The sequence below is a fragment of the Bacteroidota bacterium genome, assembly GCA_016706255.1.
Taxonomy (GTDB): Bacteria; Bacteroidota; Bacteroidia; order Chitinophagales; family BACL12; genus UBA7236.
This window is the reverse complement of the sequence record JADJJZ010000003.1, coordinates 568,100-587,500: the sequence shown is the minus strand read 5'-3', so window position 1 is coordinate 587,500 and position 19,401 is coordinate 568,100. Positions and strand designations below refer to the sequence as shown.

Sequence of the window (19,401 nt, the reverse complement as noted above, 5' to 3'; positions counted from 1 at the left end):
AATATATGGCTCTCAATACCATCAGTTTCCAAAAAGCCCGGTTCCATATATAATAGATATGAGCTCCGATATGTTTTCACGCCAATTAGATTACAGTCAGTTCGACCTCATATATGCCGGTGCACAAAAAAATATCGGACCTGCAGGTGTCACCATGGTTATTATTAAAGAAAGTTTACTCGGAAAGGTTAATCGCCAGATTCCAACCATGATGGATTACAGAACACATATTAAAGAAGGCAGTATGTTTAATACACCGCCTGTTTTCCCGATTTATGTTACGATGTTGACCCTGCGTTGGATTAAGGAACGTGGCTTGGCTAAAATTGAAGCGGATAATAAAGCTAAAGCAGACCTATTATATAGTGCAATCGACAACAACCCTTTATTTAAAGGCACTGTGGCTAAAGAAGATCGTAGCTGGATGAATGTAAACTTCATTATGGAAAACCGCGAATGGGAACCTGAATTTTTACAATTTGCCAAAGAGAATAAATGTGTAGGACTTGCAGGTCACCGCAGTGTGGGCGGCATGCGTGCTTCTATTTATAATGCAATGGGTATTGACAGTGTTCAATTCCTTGTGAATCTGATGGATGAATTTGCAAAACGTAAAGCTTAATTAATTATACTATCGCCACCACTAGTAAATATGGTGGCGATTTTTTAAACCCAAATACCAATTATGAGTATTATTTTATTGGCAACAGAAAAACCGTTTGCTAAAGAAGCCGTTGCAAAAATTAACCAGGTAATTACCAATGCCGGCCATGAAATGCAGTTGTTGGAAAACTATACAGAAAAATCTTCCTTTATAGAAGCTGCAAAAAAAGCGCATGCAATAATAGTGCGCAGCGATTTAGTTGATGCAGAAGTAATTAATGCTGCGCCGGACCTGAAAATAGTAGTTCGCGCCGGAGCAGGGTTCGACAATCTGGATCTTGCAGCTGCATCATCAAATAATGTGGTTTGCATGAATACGCCGGGGCAAAATGCAAATGCCGTTGCCGAATGTGCGTTTGGAATGATGTTGTATATGGCAAGAAAACAATTCAGTGGCAGTTCAGGAACAGAGTTGCGCGGAAAAAAACTGGGTATTATCGGCTATGGCAATATTGGAAGATATATGTCGCAAATTGGTCGCGGCTTTGGAATGGAAGTATTTGCTTATAAAAGAAATATGGACCGCCTTGCACTTCAAATTGATGGTGTTACGCCGGCAAATAGTTTTGAGGACATTTTTGAACATTGCGAATATGTATCGCTGCATATTCCATCAACATCTGAAACAAAAGGTGTAATTAATTATCATCTATTAAAATTATTACCAAAAAACGGTATGCTTGTTAATACTGCACGTTTGGATGTTGTTAATGAAGATGATTTAATAAAATTGATGGGTGAACGCAATGATATTACTTATGTAACTGATTTTGTTCCGAAATTAGAATCATCTTTTAAAGAGCAGTATGCAAAGAGAATTTTTTATCCCGCCAAAAAAATGGGCGCTCAAACAGAAGAGGCAAATGTAAATGCAGGTATTGCTGCAGCTAAACAAATAATTGATTTTCTGGATAAAGGTATTGACACTTTCAGAGTAAATTAATTTAATTATAACCCAAAAAAAGGCGTTCAAAATTAATTGAACGCCTTTTTTATTTTGCAGAATAAATTATTGAATAAACACTTGTTTAGCTGTATTACCTTCAGCACTGGTAATATTTACAAGGTAATTACCGGTAGCAAATTGCGATAAATCAATTTGATTTGTTCCGTTATTTAATTGAACGGAAGCAACTTGTTTTCCTGTTAAATCAGTTACAATTGCATTTGCATTTTGTAAACCGGCGTTATTAACGATGGTTACAGCACTATTGAAGCTATAAATATTAACTGCACCTGCGGCTAATTCATTAACAGCAATGCTTATAGTAGCACCTGCTTCAATTTCTGCATCAGCAGTATTATCATATGCATAATCCATAACAGTGATAGTTACCGGATTAACATCAGCTACAACACGCATCCAACCGTAGTGGTTAGTTCCGCCTGAAACAAATTTAAAACCAAGGAATTTTTCGCCTTGACCAGGGAATGCACCATATGTTACACCGTAAAAATTAGAAGCAATCACTGCTGTATTACCGTAACTTGGATAACTTAACCATGGTCCATCAGGGCCAATATTGTCGCCTGCATCCAATGCACTACCATAATTATAATAAGCACCAACATATCCTATTAATTGATTTCCGGAGTTACCTACAGTATAAGATGTAGCATTTCCGAATACAGAACCAAATGACCAAGTTCCACTTGAACCTGTAGCTGAACCTGCTCTGAAGTGAAAATCAAGTGAACCGTCGCCATCAATGTCGAGGTCAAACATTTCATCTACGCCTATTGTGATGTCTTCAATATCGTTATAAACGATTGTTGCATCAACTGAAGAGGCACCGGCTGTTAATGCCAGAGCGGCTGCTGAATAGGCTTTTAATCTTGTGTTTCTGGATGTTTTGTAAAGTTTCTTCATAATTTGCTTTATTATTTTGTTGTTAAAATTACTACAATTTTCAATATTCCCGTGAAACCGATGGCGATATTCTTGTTAACGTGGGTTAAAGTTTATGTCTTAAATAATCCACAACACCGTTACAACGGCTCAAATTGGGTTTAAAAAGCCAAAACACTTACTATCTTTGCGCAAAAAATAACTATGGCAATTATCAGATCTTTTAATGGTTGGAGACCAAAGCCCGAACAAGCAGCTAAAGTGGCTAGTCGCCCGTATGATGTATTAAACAGTGAAGAAGCCCGCGAAGAAGCTGCCGGCAACGATATCTCCTTTTTACATGTTTGTAAACCAGAAATTGATCTTCCCGAAGATATTGACCATTATGCTGATGCAGTTTATGCTAAAGCGGTTGAAAACTGGAAAAAATTTCAATCGAATGGTACTTTTAATATGGATGCAACGCCAAATATGTATGCTTACCGTCAAATCATGAACGGACATGCACAGGTTGGGCTCGTTGCAAATTCATCTATCGAAGATTATTTTAATGATATTATTAAAAAACACGAATATACCCGTCCGGAAAAAGAAAACGACCGTATTCGTCACATGGCTGAATTACAATGCCATCCTGAACCGGTATTTTTAACTTACCCTGATGTAGCAGAAATTGATGCTATTATTAATACGATAGTAACCACAACATCACCTGTTTACGATTTTACTGCGGAAGATGGCATTCAACATACTTTTTGGTTAATTGACAGTCCAAAAGATGTAACTGCATTAACTGATTTATTCCAAACAAAAGTGCCTTTTACTTACATAGCAGATGGTCACCACAGAAGTGCATCAAGCGCAAAAGTTGGAAAAGCAATAGGCGATAAAAATCCGAACCATACCGGCAACGAAGAATATAATTTCTTTTTAAGTGTAATTTTTCCTGCCAGTCAGTTAATGATTATGGATTATAATCGTGTGGTGAAAGATTTAAATGGCCATACACCTGAAGCTATTTTAGGTGCATTGGAAAGTAATTTCACTGTTGAAAAACGCGATAGTATCTACAAGCCTGAAGCATTACATACGTTCGGTTTATATTTAAATAAAACATGGTATAAATTAACTGCCAAACCGGGAACGTATAACGATAACGACCCAATTGATGTTTTAGATGTAACTATAATGTCGAATCATATTTTAGATCCGATTTTAGGAATAAAAGATCAACGTACTGATAAAAGAATTGATTTTGTTGGCGGTATTCGCGGATTAGGTGAATTAGAAAAACGTGTTAACAGCGGTGAAATGCAGTTGGCTATAAGTTTATATCCTGTTTCTATTCAGCAGTTGATTAATATTGCTGATAGTGGAAATGTGATGCCTCCGAAATCGACTTGGTTTGAACCGAAGTTGAGAAGTGGGTTGGTTGTGCATACGTTTTGATTAGCGAATTAGCTGATTAGCAGATTAGCATTTAGAAGGGCGTGATGAATGAATTTGAGGGACTTGAACAGGTAAGATTAATGGAATAACGTATTTTATTTTTGTGGAAAGTGTTAATACGTTTGATAAACGCTTAAGCGCGGAAATAAATGATAACTCAACTTATAAATTTAAAATTGCTGCCAAAGAAGCTGATGAGGCTGAATATTGGCTTTTACTTGCTCAACATTCAAAACATTATCCTGAAACAACATCATTGTTAAATCAACTAACTGAAATTCAAAAAATAATTAATAAAATCATTTCGACATCAAAAAAATTATATTAAAACAATATTTTCATTTTTATTTTAACATAATCAAAGCGCAGCTACTAAAAGGTAGCGCAGCTACACCATTAGCTAATTTGCTAATCAGCTAATTTGCTAATTAAACCGAGAATCAATGAAATTTAATACCAAGGTAATTCATGCCGGAATTGAGCCGGATCCTAGTACAGGGGCGATAATGACGCCGATATTTCAAACGAGTACTTATGTGCAAAATGCGCCGGGTGATCATAAGGGGTATGAGTATGCACGTACACAAAATCCTACACGTGATGCGTTGCAGAAAAATCTTGCGGCGCTGGAAAACGGAAATTTTGGAATTTGTTTTTCGAGCGGGCTTGCTGCAACCGACGGGATTATTAAATTACTGAGTAAAGGTGATGAAGTAATTGCCATGAATGATTTATATGGTGGTACTTATCGCGCATTTACCAAAGTATATGCACGTTTTGGTATGCAGTTTCATTTTGCGGATTTAACTAATCCGAGCAACCTGGAGCCGTTAATTAATTCGAATACTAAATTGATATGGATTGAAACACCAACCAATCCTATGTTGAGTATTGTTGATATTGAGGCTATTTGTGCTATCGCTAAAAAACACAATGTTTTAGTTTGTGTAGATAATACTTTTGCTTCACCCTATTTGCAAAATCCCCTCGATTTAGGGGCAGATATTGTTGTTCACTCTGCAACAAAATATTTAGGCGGACACAGTGATGTTATACATGGCTGTGTTATTGTTAGAGATAAAGCACTTGCCGATCAATTATATTTTATTCAAAATGCAACAGGTGCTGTTCCGGGGCCGCAGGATTGTTTTTTAATTTTACGTGGTATAAAAACATTACATCTTCGTGTGCAACGCAGTTGTGAAAATGCAGCAACAATTGCTCAATTTTTACGCAATCATCCAAAAATTGAAAAGGTTTACTGGCCTGGATTTCCTGATCATCCAAATCATGAAATTGCCAAAAAACAAATGCGTATGTTCGGTGCAATGGTATCATTTACATTAAAAGGAGATGATTTTGCAGAAGCAACGAGAATATTATCAGCTACACATTTATTTTCACTGGCAGAAAGTTTAGGCGGCGTAGAAAGTTTAATTGGTCACCCTGCAAGTATGACACATGCGTCTATTCCAAAAGAGGAACGATTAAAAAATGGATTAGTAGATTCGTTAATCAGATTGAGTGTAGGTGTTGAAGATGTTGAGGATTTGATTACTGATTTACAGACTGCAATTGGTTAATACTATTTGTAATAATTTGAAAAACACTATAAAATGAATTTGGCATTACTTGCATTAGCATTAGGTCCGGCGTTGGCAATTATTATTTATTTTTATTCAAAAGATAAACATGACCGTGAGCCATTTGGTGTTTTATTAGTATGTTTTTTAGCAGGATGTTTTAGTGTGTTACCAGCAATTATTTTAGAAACAATTTTACCGAATGTAGTGCCGGGTGCTAATGGGACATCGTTAATTTCTGTTGCCATTTATACATTCCTGATTATTGCAGCCAGTGAAGAATTTTCAAAATATTTATTTTTAAGATATTACGCTTATAAAAAACCTTCCTTTAACGAACCTTACGACGGCATTATTTATGCAGTGATGGTTGGGATGGGTTTCGCTACAATTGAAAACTTAATGTATGTTTTTGACAGCGGTGCATTAGGGTCATCATGGGCTACTGCCGGTATTCGCGCTGTGACAGCTGTTCCGGCGCATGCAACTTTTGCTGCTGTGATGGGATATTACGTTGGTTTAGCCAAATTCAATCATAAAAATGAAAAGGCTTTGATGTTTCGCGGATTTTTAATGGCGACGATATTACATGGCTTTTATGATTTCTTTTTATTCCAGAATTATATGATGGGTTTATATCTCGGCGCAGTTGCTTCATTAATATTTGGCATTTGGTTTAGCCGTCGTTCAATTCGTTTGCACAAAGCCAATCCGCATGCTAAACAAAAACAAGTTGCTGTTACACAGGAAGTAATTTCAGAGAACGGAGGATTCGATGCCCCAACCAAACCAAACTAAATTTTCCCGCAAAGATTTTAAGCAATTAGAAAAATTGCTGAATGAAAAGGTAACGTTATATAATCATACCGACTTTATTGCTAACGATCCAATTTGTATTCCACATCGGTTTACTAAATTACAGGATATCGAAATTACCGGATTCTGGACAGCTATGTTTGCCTGGGGTCAGCGCAAGACTATTATTAATAAATCGGTTGAATTATTCCGGTTAATGGACAATGCGCCTTATGATTTTATAGTGAATCATAAAGAAACTGATTTAAAACGATTTGCGGATTTTAAACACCGCACGTTTAATTTTACGGATACTCTGTATTTCATTTATTTCTTCAAACATGTATATGCGCACACGCAGAGTTTAGAAACGGCTTTTTTATGTCCCGGTTATGAAAATGAGCCAAGTGTAGAAAAAATGCTCATTTATTTCCACAATAATTTCTTTTTTGATGAAAATTCACCGCGCCGAACACGCAAACATGTGCCTTCACCTGCATCAAATAGCACTTGTAAACGACTGAATATGTTTTTGCGTTGGATGGTGCGTCAGGATAATACAGGTGTAGATTTTGGATGCTGGAAGCAATTGCAGCCACATCAGTTGATATGCCCGCTGGACGTGCATGTGGACAGAATTGCAAGAAATCTAAATTTGTTACAACGCAAGCAAACAGATTGGCAGTCTGCATTAGAATTAACAGAAAATTTAAAACAATTTGATGCAAAAGATCCTGTAAAATACGATTTTGCACTATTTGGAACGGGTGTTATGGAAAAAATGGCATGATATTTAACTAAGAATAAGTCGGGGAAACAAACACTATGATTAGAACTGAAAACTGGATGCAAAACACATTATCGGAAATTGCCGAAATATGTGACCTTGAGGTAACCGATCGCATGATGGAAGTGGAAACTGAATCCGCTTTTAAGCAATCGCTTATTGAAATCATCACTTTTCTGATAGATCATAATTTTGAAAAGTTGGTGTGGATTCTTTATCGTATAGATGTGGATGAAGAAAAAGCAAAAACACTGCTCGGTAAGCACCTACCTGATGAGGCTCCGGTAATTCTCGCTGAACTTATTATGCAACGGCAATACAAAAAGGAAGAGCTTAAAAAACAGTTTGCGCAATCGGCAAAACTGAACGATGACGATGAAGATTTAAGATTATAAGTATATTTACCTGCTCAAGGTAAAGTCGTGATTGCATTTGCTAAAAAAAATCCATTATTTACTACCTGTATTTTAACATTAGTATTACAAACGGTACTGATAGTTTATTATGGATTTAATGGCTTTTACGGACAAGATAGTTATGAATATCTGCATATAACGCGCTCGCTGAATTTATTTTATTCAACCGGAACACAACCTGATTACACGGTATATCCAATCATGTATCCGGTAGTTTGTTCATTGTTCAACTTTTTTATTCCCGATACTTTTTTGGTGATGCAGTTAGTATCGATTTTAGCAACATTTTTTGCGATTGTATTGATATCAAAAATAATTACGCTGCTCACATCAGATAACCGTTACCGATTACTTTATATTTTACTGTTTTTTGTATTATCTCCTTATGTTTTACGGTTTAGTATAATTGCCATGAGTGATATGTTGTGTATTACTTTTTGGCTGGCTACTTATTATTTCAGTTTGCGGTTTTCAATCAACCGGAAACCAATTGCATTGTGGCTTACAGCGTTATTTGCCGGCTTGGCAGTAGCCACCCGTTATCCCGCAGTTGTTTTGTTATTGTTGCCGGCGTGGGTATGTTTAAAAACGATTATCCGCGAAAAAAAATACGTATTATTATTTGGTGTTGTAATCGTTATTTTAGTAACAACGGTCCCGGATTATCTTATTCGTCAACGGATTTTTTTCTGGAATATCAATTCTGAAGGCGCAGACTTATCGTATCATTTTTTTGCTGAGCAGTTCCGGCTTATAAATTTATTTAAAAACAATTTTATGAATTTGGATGGTGTGCAGCAATATCCATTTCCTAACATTGTATTTGTATTTTATCATTTATTTCATCCTGCATTTATTTTTTGTGGGATTATTTTGCTGTGGGGATTACGCAGAAAGGAAAACAGAACAGCCGATTTTGCGGTGATTGTAATTGTGCTTGTTTTGTATTCGTTGTTTATTGGCTGTAATCCATACCAGAACAATCGCTATTTATTATTTGCATTCCCATTGGTGTTGTTTTTATATTTTCTGCCTTTTAACAATTGGCTGGAGCGCAGTGCGTTAGGAAAGAAATATTTGTTTTATTGGGCGATGCCGGTTGCATGCCTGCAAATTTTACTTTTTTCAATGGGTTTTCGTGCAACCCACACCATGCATAAAACAGAAGTGGAAATAACACAACACCTGAAAAATCTGCCCCAAAAAACGATTTATACCATGGGTATTGATGGTGCTGTTTCAGCGTATTTACCTGAAAGTGATGTGGTGAATTTATTTAATGTAGATATTGACACCGCTCAATTACATAATGTTTATGTATTATTTAATGAACCTGCATTCGGTAAACAATTTGCGGGATTGCGACCTATGCATAACTTCAATTTATGTAAAGAGACGGGAAACATGCGGGAGTTGAAAATATTTAGTGAAGGGTGGGTTTTATACGAGATAAAATAGGTTGGGATGCAAATTAAAGTATAATAACCCAGTAAATGCCGCTTGTTTTCTTGAAATGTGTTTTTTTACCACGAAGGAACGAAGGCCGCGAAGGGTCGCTAAGGAATATGGAAGATAAAGGGGCAGATGCTTTTTGTCTTTGGGAATTGAAGAACAAATGCACCTAAAAATTAGTGTTTTAGGTAACCTTATCACCTTTGATGCAGTGCTGTTGTTGTATTTTTGCAAAAAATTAATATTATCACGATGATTGAGGCAAACGACCCGAAATTAACGAGCTGGGTGCCGGTGGAGGCCGGTAGTGATTTCCCAATACAAAACCTGCCATTTGGCGTTTTTCAAAAAGGCGACCAGCATCCGCGTGTTGGGGTGGCCATTGGAAATTTTGTACTTGATTTATATGCTTTGCAACAGGCTGACTTTTTTGGCGCTTTATTAATTCCAGATGAAGCATTTAGAAGTAATAACTTAAATGCACTGATTAAAACCGGCAAATATAAAATTCGTGCATTACGTCATGCCATTTCTATATTGCTGCAACAAGATACTGTTGCCTTAAAAAATAAAGAACATGTTTACGGTAAATATTTATTACCGATGGAGGATGTTCAAATGTTATTGCCCATTGAACCGGGCGATTACACCGATTTTTATTCCAGTATACAACATGCCACTAATATTGGAAAAATGTTTCGTCCCGACAATCCTTTGTTACCAAATTGGAAACATATGCCAATAGGTTATCATGGAAGATGTTCATCAATAGTAGCAACAGGAACGGAGATACGAAGACCGAAGGGTCAAATTATTTATAAAGATGGCGATGCACCACAATTTAAAGCAACGGAACAACTGGATTTTGAATTGGAGATGGCATTTATTACGCATGAAGGCAAAATGCAGGGATTAAATATTACGACAGAGGAAGCTGATGATTTTATTTTTGGCATGGTGATATTTAACGACTGGAGTGCGCGTGATATTCAACGTTGGGAATATGTTCCGCTTGGTCCATTTTTATCTAAAAACTTTGCTTCCTCAATTTCTCCGTGGGTAGTAACATTAGATGCATTAGAGCCATTCAGAATTCCGGGTGAAAAACAGGAACCTGAAGTTTTGGATTATTTAAAATTTACCGGCGATAAAAATATTGATATTCATTTACAGGTTTATATTCAGCCGGAGTTTGCTGAACCAACTTTAGTTTCTGATTCCAATTATAAATATATGTATTGGAATATGGCGCAACAATTAGCGCATCAAACAATTAATGGTTGTAATGTGCGTGCTGCAGATATTTATGCTTCAGGAACCATTAGCGGTAATGAACCAAATTCGTTTGGCAGTATGATGGAATTAACCTGGCGCGGAGCAAATCCATTAACCATGAGCGATGGCAGTGCACGTAAATTTATTAACGATTATGATACCGTATTTATTAAAGCCTGGTGCGAAAAAAATAATGTACGCATTGGTTTTGGAGAAGTACGCAATAAAATATTACCCGCATTCAAACAATAAAATAAATTATGTTGAAAATTGACCCGGCGCTTACGCCAATGCCTAAAATGCATCAATACATGTTAGGCAGTATTTCACCACGACCAATTGCTTTTGCGAGTACTATTGATGCTGAGGGAAATATGAATTTAGCGCCATTTAGTTTTTTTAATGCCATTGGCAGCAATCCGCCGATGGTAATTTTTTCACCGGCCAGAAGTGGCAGAGATAATACCACCAAACATACATTAGATAATGCAGAAGCAATTAAAGAGGTAGTAATTAATATTGTAAACTACCCGATTGTGCAACAAATGAGTTTAGCCAGTTCAGCTTATCCAAAGGGTGTAAATGAATTTGAAAAAGCAGGCTTTACGCCTATTGCATCTGAAATGGTAAAACCATTTCGTGTAAAAGAAAGTATTGTGCAAATGGAATGTAAAGTGCGGGATATTATTCATACCGGCACTAATGGTGGAGCAGGTAACATTATTATTTGCGAAATTGTGTTGATGCATATTGATGAATCAATATTAGACGAAAATGGCAGACCTGACCCTTATAAAATGGATTTAGTAGCGCGTATGGGTGGTGAATATTATTGCAGGGTTATTCCTGAATCGATATTTGTTTTACCTCAGCCTAAAGACGGCTCTGCGCTTGGCATTGATAAATTACCGGAATATATCAGAAATTCTTCCGTATTAACCGGCAATAATTTAGGGCAGTTAGGTGTATTTGCAAAACATCCTGATAAAGCAGAAGTTGAATCAATTGCTCATGCCATGCGACATCACATGAACTGGAATGAAATTGAATTGCAGGCAAAAATATTACTTGATAAGGGAGAAGGCTGGGAAGGGTTTAAAGTTTTAATGATGAAAGAGTATGGATTAATAACCCTATAAACCTTTATCTTAAATTGCAGTCTACAATATTATTTTTCTATAATTAACTTACTTAAAAAAGATTTATTATTTGTAGTCGAAATATGGACAATATATAATCCAGCCTGTAAATCGCCCACATAAATTGAATTGTCTTCCAATTTAGAAATTATTTTACTATCCGACCTGTTGCATCATTTATGGTGATATTATTAATATTAATAGGTGACAAATTATTATCTGAAAATTTAAAATAAATATTGTCACTTGCCGGGTTGGGGTAAATTAAAAATGCTGCCTTTGGTAAAATATTATTTACCGCAATCTGTAATGTATCACACTCACTGCCTGCGAGGGGGCCGAGGTTGTAGTTGGGCATGTTAGGGAGGGTATACGTGCATCTTCCATAATTTAAAATAATACTAAGTGTGTCAAAATTGCAACTTAGGCCAGTTGTGTTTGGATTATTTATTACACTTAACCTTGTATTAAAGTAGGTTTGTTCATGATCGGCGTAATTGTATTTATATGTAGGGCATATATTTTACCATCTAATCCAAGTTGCAGTTGACCAATTGCATGATCCAATTCCATGCCTTCATAGATAATTTGTTTTGTTTCTTCAACTGGAACCCCACAGGAAATACAATATTGAATAATTCTGTTACCACCTTCGATATTAGCATATTCCGTAAAATATACAATTCGTGCGTCTTTAGAAAATTCGCAGCCATACAAACCTTTGTCATTATGCATTATTTCCATCAAATTTGAAAATTCACCGGAACAACGATCAAAATCAAAAACGAGAAACATAATTCCTCTTGTAAATAATAACTTATTTCCTTGATAAGAAAACTTCATTTGACCTGTAGCCCCAACATTTGTAGAACCTACGTCAGGCAATTCTGTAAAACATTGAATAAAAGGGCCTTCAATCGTATCTGCTGTAATTAAAAACGTTGCTAAACATAAGGTAGTATCATTTGTGCTTAGTTGCATTGTTGTTAACCACCAATCTCTGCCGTTTGCGTGTTTCACAGCTTGCATTTTTTCATTTAAATAACCTGTAAAAACATCAATATTTTTTTCAACAACATCTCCAAAACCATCATTCATTGTCATATCAACCTTACTATATTCTAAACCGTAATTTGGAGGATCTGATTTACTTTGCAATTGAAAAATATAAAAAATATTTTCCGCACCTGGCATTGGCAAAATTGTGACACCTTGAGTAGTACTTGACGGATAACCAGGGTTAAAACCACCAATATTAAGAGAATCGCCATTGGGCATAACATTATTATTCTTATCCCAAACTTTTTCTCCATTAGTATAAAAAAGTAAATTGCCGCTAAAATCGGAAATTGATGCGCAAGCTTCATAGGACAATATATTTGAAGCAAATGACATAGGTATCGCAGTGGAGAAATTTAATCCCGCACTATCACCAAAAACCCAATTATTACTATATGATTGTGTAAAAGCATTGCAGCCCAACAAAGCTGCAATGCTCAGAAATAATAATTTATACATGCGTTTAGTTTTCTATAATTATTTTTTCAGTAATTATTTTTTTTGATTTTAAGGTAATTTGCAAAATATAAAATCCACTTTGTAAATCGCCAATATAAATTTTGTTTTCAAATTTATTCAATTTTTACTAAACAATACAAATTTTAGTTAAACATATATAAATTTATAATGTATTAAAAAAATCACACCTGGCAACCAATCTACAAAAAGAAGGCCGGTTAAACCGGCCTTTTGCTTACAGCATATTAATCATCAAACAAAAATCATGTGTACACCTTCACCCTCTGCGTGTTTATAAAAATCGCCGACGGTGATGATACTGTCGATACCTTCGTATAAATCGTCTTTAGTAATTTTAAACATATCGGCAGCGAGTTTGCAGCCGTACATTTGAACACCCGAAGCGGATAAAATATCGAGAAATTCATGTACTGTTGGCAGATCCATTGCTTCCATTTGTTTGCGCATCATGCGTGATGCATAAGTTTCCATTCCAGGTAAACCACCTAAAAATGTTGGAATATGCATGCCCGGATTTCCAACTGTGGCAATATGTAAATGTTCGAGGCGTTTTTTGTGTACGGCATCTAAACCAAAAAAGGTAAAAAATATTTCGGCTTCAATACCTTCCATACGTGCGCCATTTGCCATAATAAAACAGGCATAAACACTTTCGAGTCCGGCTTTAGATAAAATAAAACACATTTTTTTAATGGGTTCTTTTTGCTCAACTCCGTTTACGGCAGGAGCTTCTTTCATTAAAATATCTTCCATACAATTATTTTTAAAAGTGAATTAAATACAACCGACTGGTTTTGGAATGCCGGCAATTTTAGCTGCTTTTTTTAGTGGCCCGTTGGGAAATAAAGCGTAAAATTCTTTTATATCAGTTACTCCACTTGCACCTATTTTACGAATAGTTAAAGGCACATTTTTTTTGTATTGGTCCTGAATAAAATTTAATACTTCCCAATGTTTTGGTGTTAAATCACCTACATTTTCCTGTTGGGCAATTGTTTCGGCAATAGATTTATCCCATTGCGCAAAGTCGGTGAGGTAGCCTTCCTCATTTACTTTGATTGAAATTCCGTTAATCAGCTTTTCCATAATATTATTTTTGTTTGTGAAAAATTTTTATTCTGCGGGAACAATATGTTTACCACTTTTTTGCATACCGGGATGAATAAATGGTATAGCACGTCCATGCATAAGCACATTCCAGTAAATCCATTTAAAACCGAGTTTACCCATGTGGTTGAGCATAGTTTCTTCCATTAACGACATTGGTCCGATGCCGGCAAAAGGGAATGTTCCGTCTACAGGTTCCTGGTCGTAATTAAAATCGATTAATAATGCTTTGTGATTGCCTGTTTCAATAAAACAATTTGCATGTCCGTCGAAATGGGCTTTTAATTCTTCGCCTTTTATATAGTGTAAAATATTTTCAGTGAGAATTTCTGACTCAAAGTGTGCAACAGAACCTGCTTTAGAAGCCGGTAAACTAGTTGCATCACCAATTGCAAAAATGTTATCCTTTACGGTTGTTTGTAAAGTGAATTTATTGGTAGGCACATAATTTAAATCGTCACCAAAACCGGAGCGTTCAATAAATGCAGCACCTTTATTTAAAGGAACAGTTACCAGAAGATCAAATTCCACTTCTTGTCCACCGTAGTCGATAATTTTTTTGGTGTCATTATCGATGCGTTCCACATTAAAATCGGTAACCAGTTTAATATTTTTTTCTTCAATTAAATGGGCCAGTTTTTTAGCTGCGAAAGGTTTTGTAAATGCGCCGCTCAATGGAGTGATATAAGTTATTTCTACTTCATCGCGCATGTGTTTGTGGCGGAAAAAATCGTCGGCTAAAAATGCAAATTCCAATGGTGCTACAGGGCATTTAATTGGCATTTCGGTAATGTGTATGGCCAGTTTGCCTCCCTCCCATCCCTGTAATTTATCGTGTAAGGCTTTTGCGCCTTCGAAAGTATAAAAATCGAAGACATTTTTTTGCCACAATTTGCCTTTCATACCTTCGGTTTCTTCAGGAGCGATATTACATCCGGAGGCAATAATTAAAATATCATAAAATATTTCAGCACCATTAATTAATATCACCACATTCCGATCAGCATCAATTTTATCGATACCGGTATTAATAAATTCCACTTCATCGGGAATATATTTAATTATCGGTTTTTGAATTTCGGCTTCGTCATAAATACCAAAAGGAAGAAATAAAAATCCGGGTTGGTAATAATGTGTAGTAGCTGCGTCAACTATAGTGATTTGCCATTCGTGTAAATTGACTTTACGTTTCAGGTGATTCGCCATCATTGTTCCGGCGGAACCGGCACCTGCTATTAGAATTCGTTTACGAGTCATAGTTTGATGATTTATATCACAAAGCTACAAGTGACCCGCACGCAACAAATGTGATGCTTGGCACAGAAAAGAATGATAGATGTCACCAAACTTCAGCATGTGCTAAGCAGCATCAGTATGTTATTTTTACTGACGAAAAATAGAATATAAAACGTTGCGGTGAATAAAAGCAGTAATGAACTTTATGGCGAAGTATGTACCTTTCCCCCCAAAAAAAATAATTGTATTTAAACGCGATGTAAAATTGTTACTCCCACTCGGGCAGCTTATCAACCATACTTCTTTTTTTCTTTTTCCATTGTATGGGTTTAACCACTTCGTCGTAAAAAAATGAAATCGGATTCATGATTGGAGAAGGGGCCTGGGGAACAGTATCAATTTCCCATGGTCGACGCAAGCCGGGCAGCGGGCCAACCACATATTGCTGGGTTTCCTGATAGGCTAAAAATGCTTCGCGGAAATCTTCTTTACTGGGCCAGGGATAAATAACAAATTGCTCGAGTGTAAGTGTATCGGATGCCAGTTTAACAGCGATGGATTCGATAACATCGGTGCCGGAATCGGGCACAATATATAACTTTGGTTTATAACCAATTGCACTAAATTGCAAAGTATCGCTGCGTTTTACCACAATGGAAAAAAATCCTTCTACTGATGCATTTACGCCGCGCATTTCATTGGGCACCGAAACGGTTGCATAAGAAAGTGGAAACATGGTTTCGGCATCGGTTACAATTCCGGAAAGTTGAATTAATTCCTGCTGGGCCTGAGCGTTTTGTGTTGTGCAGGTAAACAACGCAACCATAATTAAGCAGAACAATATGCACTTGTGTGTAAACATTAATTCTTTAACGAATAATGACGCAAGTTATGATTAGTTATGAAATAATTTGTAAAATTTGCGTGTAATTTCACCTTAATTAACAATTATGGAACCTACAGAAGGCAATTTACATCATATGCGCGAGGATTATCAGCGCGGTGCATTAGATATTGGTGGTGTTTATCCATCGGCAATGCAGCAATTTGCATTTTGGTTTGAAGCGGCCGGAAAAGCGGGAATTGAAGAGCCGAATGCAATGGTATTAGCTACAGTGGATGTAAATGGTAAACCTTCATCACGTGTTGTATTATTAAAAGAATTTGATTCGACAGGATTTGTTTTTTTTACGAATTACAATAGTAAAAAAGGACATGATCTTGCAATAAATCCGCATGCGTGTTTAAATTTTTGGTGGGGACCACTCGAACGACAAATTCGCATCAGCGGAACCATAGAAAAAATTTCGGAAAAAGAAAGTGATGAGTATTTTTATTCTCGTCCGGTTGGCAGTCAGGCCGGTGCTGTAATTTCTCCGCAGAGCAGTGAAATTGAAAGCAGAGCATGGCTTGAACAACGATTAATTGAAGTGCAATTAAAAGGTGATATTAAACGGCCTGCGCACTGGGGCGGATATAAATTAACGGCAACAGAAATTGAATTTTGGCAAGGCAGGAGCAATCGTTTGCACGACAGATTATTATATGTAAAAACGGGTGATAATAATTGGGAAATAAAAAGACTGGCGCCCTGATTATAATTTACAAATCGCTTAAACTACTTACCGGCTTAGCTTTGAGCGCCACAGCCAACATTTCGAGATATTGATTTCGTGAAATATTTTTTGCACCCATTGATGCTAAATGTTCGTTATATACCTGGCAATCGATAAAGTGATATTTTAATTCCAACATTTTTTGTGCGAGAAAAATAAATGCATATTTGCTAGCATTACTTTTTGCACTGAACATACTTTCGCCGAAAAAACATGCACCGATAGAAAGGCCGTATAATCCGCCCACTAATTCATTTTCTGCATATACTTCTATAGCATGTGCTATTCCCATTCGGTGTAATTGTGTGTAAGCTTCAATAAACTGATGATCGATCCATGTTTCGGAATCGGCTTTTCTTTTTATTGTTGCACAACCTTTAATTACGCCTTCAAAATTGGTATTAACTCTTATTGTGAAAATATTTTTTTTGAAAAGCTGCTGCATGCTTTTTGAAATAATAATTTCATTGGGCATTAAAATGCAACGCGGGTCGGGAGAAAACCAATAACATTCATCGTCGTAATTAAACCATGGAAAAATTCCGGAGCGATAGGCGAGTAATAATCGTTCGATAGAAAAATCGCCGCCAATGGCTAATAATCCGTCGGTTTCTGCAAATTGTGGTGCAGGAAAAATGATACGTTCATCGAGTTGCCAGATGGGCATATTGATTATTCGAGGGTAGCATTAATACCGCGATCGGTTAATTGCTCGCGCATGGGTGCTAAAGCGGCTCTTGCGCCTTGTTGCACTGCGTATTTTCCTTTAAAGTGAATGATGTAAGCGCACTGCTCGGCTTGTTCGAGGGTGTGTTTACAGATTTCGACAAGGCTTTCGATAACCCATTCGAAGGTGTTTACGTCGTCGTTATGGACAATAAGCCGCACTCCGACGAGGCCGTCGATGAGTTCGTCTACTTCAATGCGGTGATCTGTTTGAATGGTGCTCATTGTGGTGCAAAGGTAGTGAATTTCGGGGAAAGGGGATGGTGGGTGAAAGGGAACGCGGAACCCGCAGGCGGGTCGCTGATTTGGGCGGATTTAGGCTGATTTTTTTGGGTGGGTGGGTTAAAGGGGAACCTGCCCCGGCAGGCAGGCACGGATTAAACGGATGGGACGGATATGGGATGGATTTTTTTTGGAACGCTGAACCCGGCTGGGCGGGTCGCTGATTGGGCGTGATTTAAACTGATTTTTTAATGGATGTGTTAGGGATGCCCGCTGGCGGGACGCGGATTTTTTTGGAGGGTGGGTTAAGGGGAACACTGATTAAACGGGTTGAACGGATATGGGACGGATTTTTTTTGGGGGGATGGGTGGAGGGGCCGCTAAAGCGGAAAGGGATGGGAACGGATTTTTTTGGAGGGTGTGCTTGATTTGTGGTGTTTTCTTTGTTGGGGAGGATAATTTTTAATTTTTTCGAAAATGTAAGTAAATCCGGTATGTAGGGGCGAATTGCATCCGCCCTTACATAGCGGATTTACGGATGGGGTGGACAAATTAAGATTTTTAGGGATATGTTTTTAAAAGGAACACGGGTTGAACGGATTGAACGGATATGGGACGGATTTTTTTGGGGAACGCTGAACCCGGCTGGGCGGGTCGCAGATTAGGCGGGATTTTAACTGATTTTTTTGGGTGGATGGGTGAAGGGTGCCCGCTGGCGGGACGCTGATTTTTTTGGAGGGTGGGTTAAGGGGAACACGGATTAAACGGGTTGAACGGATATGGGACGGATTTTTTTGGGAGGGTGGGTGGATGGGCCGCTAAAGCGGAAAGGGATGGGGACGGATTTTTTGGAGGGTGTGCTTGGAGTTTGTGCTGATTTTTTTGAGGGAGGATAGTCATTAAATTTTTTCGCAAATGTTAGTAAATCCGTTATGTAGGGGCGAATTGCATCCGCCCTTACATACCGGATTTACGATTGAGGGGGATGAATGTGCTTGTGGATTTTTTTTGGGGGAATTTGGATTATTGGGGTAATTTCGGGACTGGAATGGGGGAATTGAATAATAAACAGGTGGTTTTTAGGCGCAATGTGTTGCATAAATGGTTGTTTAAGCTGTTTATGTTGCAGAAAATGCCTATTGCTTTGTTGGCGGGTTTGCGGGTCAGGGAATTGGATGCGGAACACGCCGTGGCGAGTATTCCATTTAAATGGTTATCGCAAAATCCGTTTAAGTCGGTATACTTTGCTACCCAAGCTATGGCGGCGGAAATGAGTACCGGCGTTTTAGGGTTAATGGCTATTCAGGGGAAAAGTGCTCCGGTTTCGATGCTGGTGACAAAATTGGAAGCTGCATACACCAAAAAAGCACAGGCACGCGTTTATTTTACCTGCGAAAATGGAAAGGCAATTTTTGATGCAGTGGAAAAAACATTGTCGGATGGTGAAGGTGTTACCGTTGTTTGCAAGTCAACAGGCCGATTAAAGGATGGCACTGTGGTAAGCAATTTTATTATTGAATGGTCGTTTAAAGCAAAAAAATAATTGT

At 37.3% G+C, this 19,401-nt stretch carries 23 protein-coding genes (1 of these 23 running past the window's edge); 13 read left to right on the top strand and 10 right to left on the bottom strand.

Annotated elements, in window-relative coordinates; all coding sequences use genetic code 11:
• Both serC and IPI65_04315 read left to right on the top strand, forming a co-directional pair.
• Positions 1-622: the 3' portion of a 3-phosphoserine/phosphohydroxythreonine transaminase gene (gene serC / locus IPI65_04320; protein MBK7440771.1), read on the top strand. 446 nt of this gene lie to the left of the window's left edge; only the last 622 of its 1,068 coding nucleotides appear in the window; its start codon lies beyond the left edge, outside the window; its stop codon occupies positions 620-622.
• Positions 623-685: 63 nt separating this feature from the next.
• Positions 686-1,606 (top strand): 3-phosphoglycerate dehydrogenase, encoded by a 921-nt coding sequence (locus IPI65_04315; protein MBK7440770.1) that lies wholly within the window; start codon positions 686-688, stop codon positions 1,604-1,606.
• Between the two features lie 66 nt (positions 1,607-1,672).
• Here IPI65_04315 and IPI65_04310 read toward each other — a convergent pair whose 3' ends face one another.
• A complete protein-coding gene (locus IPI65_04310; protein MBK7440769.1) occupies positions 1,673-2,533 on the bottom strand; it encodes a T9SS type A sorting domain-containing protein in 861 nt (286 codons plus the stop codon).
• A gap of 183 nt (positions 2,534-2,716) precedes the next feature.
• On the opposite strand from IPI65_04310, the gene IPI65_04305 reads away from it, so the two are divergent.
• From IPI65_04305 to IPI65_04265, 9 genes are all read left to right on the top strand, one after another.
• A complete protein-coding gene (locus IPI65_04305; protein MBK7440768.1) occupies positions 2,717-3,961 on the top strand; it encodes a DUF1015 domain-containing protein in 1,245 nt (414 codons plus the stop codon).
• A gap of 76 nt (positions 3,962-4,037) precedes the next feature.
• Positions 4,038-4,289 carry a four helix bundle protein gene (locus tag IPI65_04300; protein ID MBK7440767.1) on the top strand — a complete coding sequence of 84 codons (252 nt, stop codon included), beginning with the start codon at positions 4,038-4,040 and terminating at the stop codon, positions 4,287-4,289.
• Between the two features lie 115 nt (positions 4,290-4,404).
• A complete protein-coding gene (locus IPI65_04295; GenBank protein ID MBK7440766.1) occupies positions 4,405-5,544 on the top strand; it encodes a cystathionine gamma-synthase in 1,140 nt (379 codons plus the stop codon).
• 33 nt (positions 5,545-5,577) lie between these two features.
• Positions 5,578-6,342, top strand: a complete 765-nt coding sequence (locus IPI65_04290) for a PrsW family intramembrane metalloprotease (GenBank protein ID MBK7440765.1) — start codon at positions 5,578-5,580, stop codon at positions 6,340-6,342.
• The gene (locus IPI65_04285; protein ID MBK7440764.1) at positions 6,320-7,129 is read left to right on the top strand and encodes a TIGR02757 family protein; all 810 of its coding nucleotides are present in this window, start codon (positions 6,320-6,322) and stop codon (positions 7,127-7,129) included. Before IPI65_04290 ends, IPI65_04285 begins: the two co-directional genes overlap by 23 nt.
• Positions 7,130-7,164: 35 nt before the next feature.
• The gene (locus IPI65_04280; GenBank protein MBK7440763.1) at positions 7,165-7,521 is read left to right on the top strand and encodes a hypothetical protein; all 357 of its coding nucleotides are present in this window, start codon (positions 7,165-7,167) and stop codon (positions 7,519-7,521) included.
• 27 nt (positions 7,522-7,548) lie between these two features.
• The gene (locus IPI65_04275) at positions 7,549-9,000 is read left to right on the top strand and encodes a glycosyltransferase family 39 protein (protein MBK7440762.1); all 1,452 of its coding nucleotides are present in this window, start codon (positions 7,549-7,551) and stop codon (positions 8,998-9,000) included.
• A 246-nt stretch (positions 9,001-9,246) separates the two neighbouring features.
• Complete coding sequence (gene fahA / locus IPI65_04270) at positions 9,247-10,521, top strand: fumarylacetoacetase (GenBank protein ID MBK7440761.1); 1,275 nt, start codon at positions 9,247-9,249, stop codon at positions 10,519-10,521.
• 8 nt (positions 10,522-10,529) lie between these two features.
• Entirely contained in the window at positions 10,530-11,408 is an 879-nt protein-coding gene (locus IPI65_04265) for a flavin reductase family protein (protein ID MBK7440760.1), read from the top strand.
• Between the two features lie 148 nt (positions 11,409-11,556).
• Here the strand turns inward: IPI65_04265 and IPI65_04260 are convergent, their stop codons facing one another.
• The 7 genes from IPI65_04260 to IPI65_04230 all read right to left on the bottom strand — a co-directional run bounded on the left by IPI65_04260 (position 11,557) and on the right by IPI65_04230 (position 16,116).
• Complete coding sequence (locus IPI65_04260) at positions 11,557-11,766, bottom strand: hypothetical protein (GenBank protein MBK7440759.1); 210 nt, start codon at positions 11,764-11,766, stop codon at positions 11,557-11,559.
• 98 nt (positions 11,767-11,864) lie between these two features.
• On the bottom strand, positions 11,865-12,926 hold the full coding sequence (locus tag IPI65_04255) for a hypothetical protein (protein MBK7440758.1): 1,062 nt from the start codon (positions 12,924-12,926) through the stop codon (positions 11,865-11,867).
• 4 nt (positions 12,927-12,930) lie between these two features.
• Complete coding sequence (locus tag IPI65_04250; GenBank protein ID MBK7440757.1) at positions 12,931-13,047, bottom strand: T9SS type A sorting domain-containing protein; 117 nt, start codon at positions 13,045-13,047, stop codon at positions 12,931-12,933.
• Positions 13,048-13,178: 131 nt separating this feature from the next.
• Positions 13,179-13,685, bottom strand: coding sequence for a DsrE/DsrF/DrsH-like family protein (locus IPI65_04245; protein MBK7440756.1), 507 nt, complete (start codon positions 13,683-13,685; stop codon positions 13,179-13,181).
• 36 nt (positions 13,686-13,721) lie between these two features.
• Positions 13,722-14,033: a TusE/DsrC/DsvC family sulfur relay protein gene (locus tag IPI65_04240; GenBank protein ID MBK7440755.1), complete on the bottom strand. Its 312-nt coding sequence runs from the start codon at positions 14,031-14,033 to the stop codon at positions 13,722-13,724.
• Positions 14,034-14,060: 27 nt separating this feature from the next.
• A complete protein-coding gene (locus tag IPI65_04235) occupies positions 14,061-15,311 on the bottom strand; it encodes an NAD(P)/FAD-dependent oxidoreductase (GenBank protein MBK7440754.1) in 1,251 nt (416 codons plus the stop codon).
• Positions 15,312-15,558: 247 nt separating this feature from the next.
• Positions 15,559-16,116 (bottom strand): carboxypeptidase-like regulatory domain-containing protein, encoded by a 558-nt coding sequence (locus IPI65_04230; protein MBK7440753.1) that lies wholly within the window; start codon positions 16,114-16,116, stop codon positions 15,559-15,561.
• Positions 16,117-16,240: 124 nt separating this feature from the next.
• Between IPI65_04230 and pdxH the strand changes: the two genes are divergently transcribed.
• Positions 16,241-16,885, top strand: a complete 645-nt coding sequence (gene pdxH / locus IPI65_04225; GenBank protein ID MBK7440752.1) for a pyridoxamine 5'-phosphate oxidase — start codon at positions 16,241-16,243, stop codon at positions 16,883-16,885.
• A gap of 7 nt (positions 16,886-16,892) precedes the next feature.
• Here the strand turns inward: pdxH and IPI65_04220 are convergent, their stop codons facing one another.
• Both IPI65_04220 and IPI65_04215 read right to left on the bottom strand, forming a co-directional pair.
• Positions 16,893-17,573: a leucyl/phenylalanyl-tRNA--protein transferase gene (locus IPI65_04220; protein MBK7440751.1), complete on the bottom strand. Its 681-nt coding sequence runs from the start codon at positions 17,571-17,573 to the stop codon at positions 16,893-16,895.
• 5 nt (positions 17,574-17,578) lie between these two features.
• A complete protein-coding gene (locus IPI65_04215) occupies positions 17,579-17,857 on the bottom strand; it encodes an ATP-dependent Clp protease adaptor ClpS (protein ID MBK7440750.1) in 279 nt (92 codons plus the stop codon).
• A gap of 1,045 nt (positions 17,858-18,902) precedes the next feature.
• On the opposite strand from IPI65_04215, the gene IPI65_04210 reads away from it, so the two are divergent.
• On the top strand, positions 18,903-19,397 hold the full coding sequence (locus IPI65_04210) for a DUF4442 domain-containing protein (protein MBK7440749.1): 495 nt from the start codon (positions 18,903-18,905) through the stop codon (positions 19,395-19,397).
• Positions 19,398-19,401: the final 4 nt, after the last annotated feature.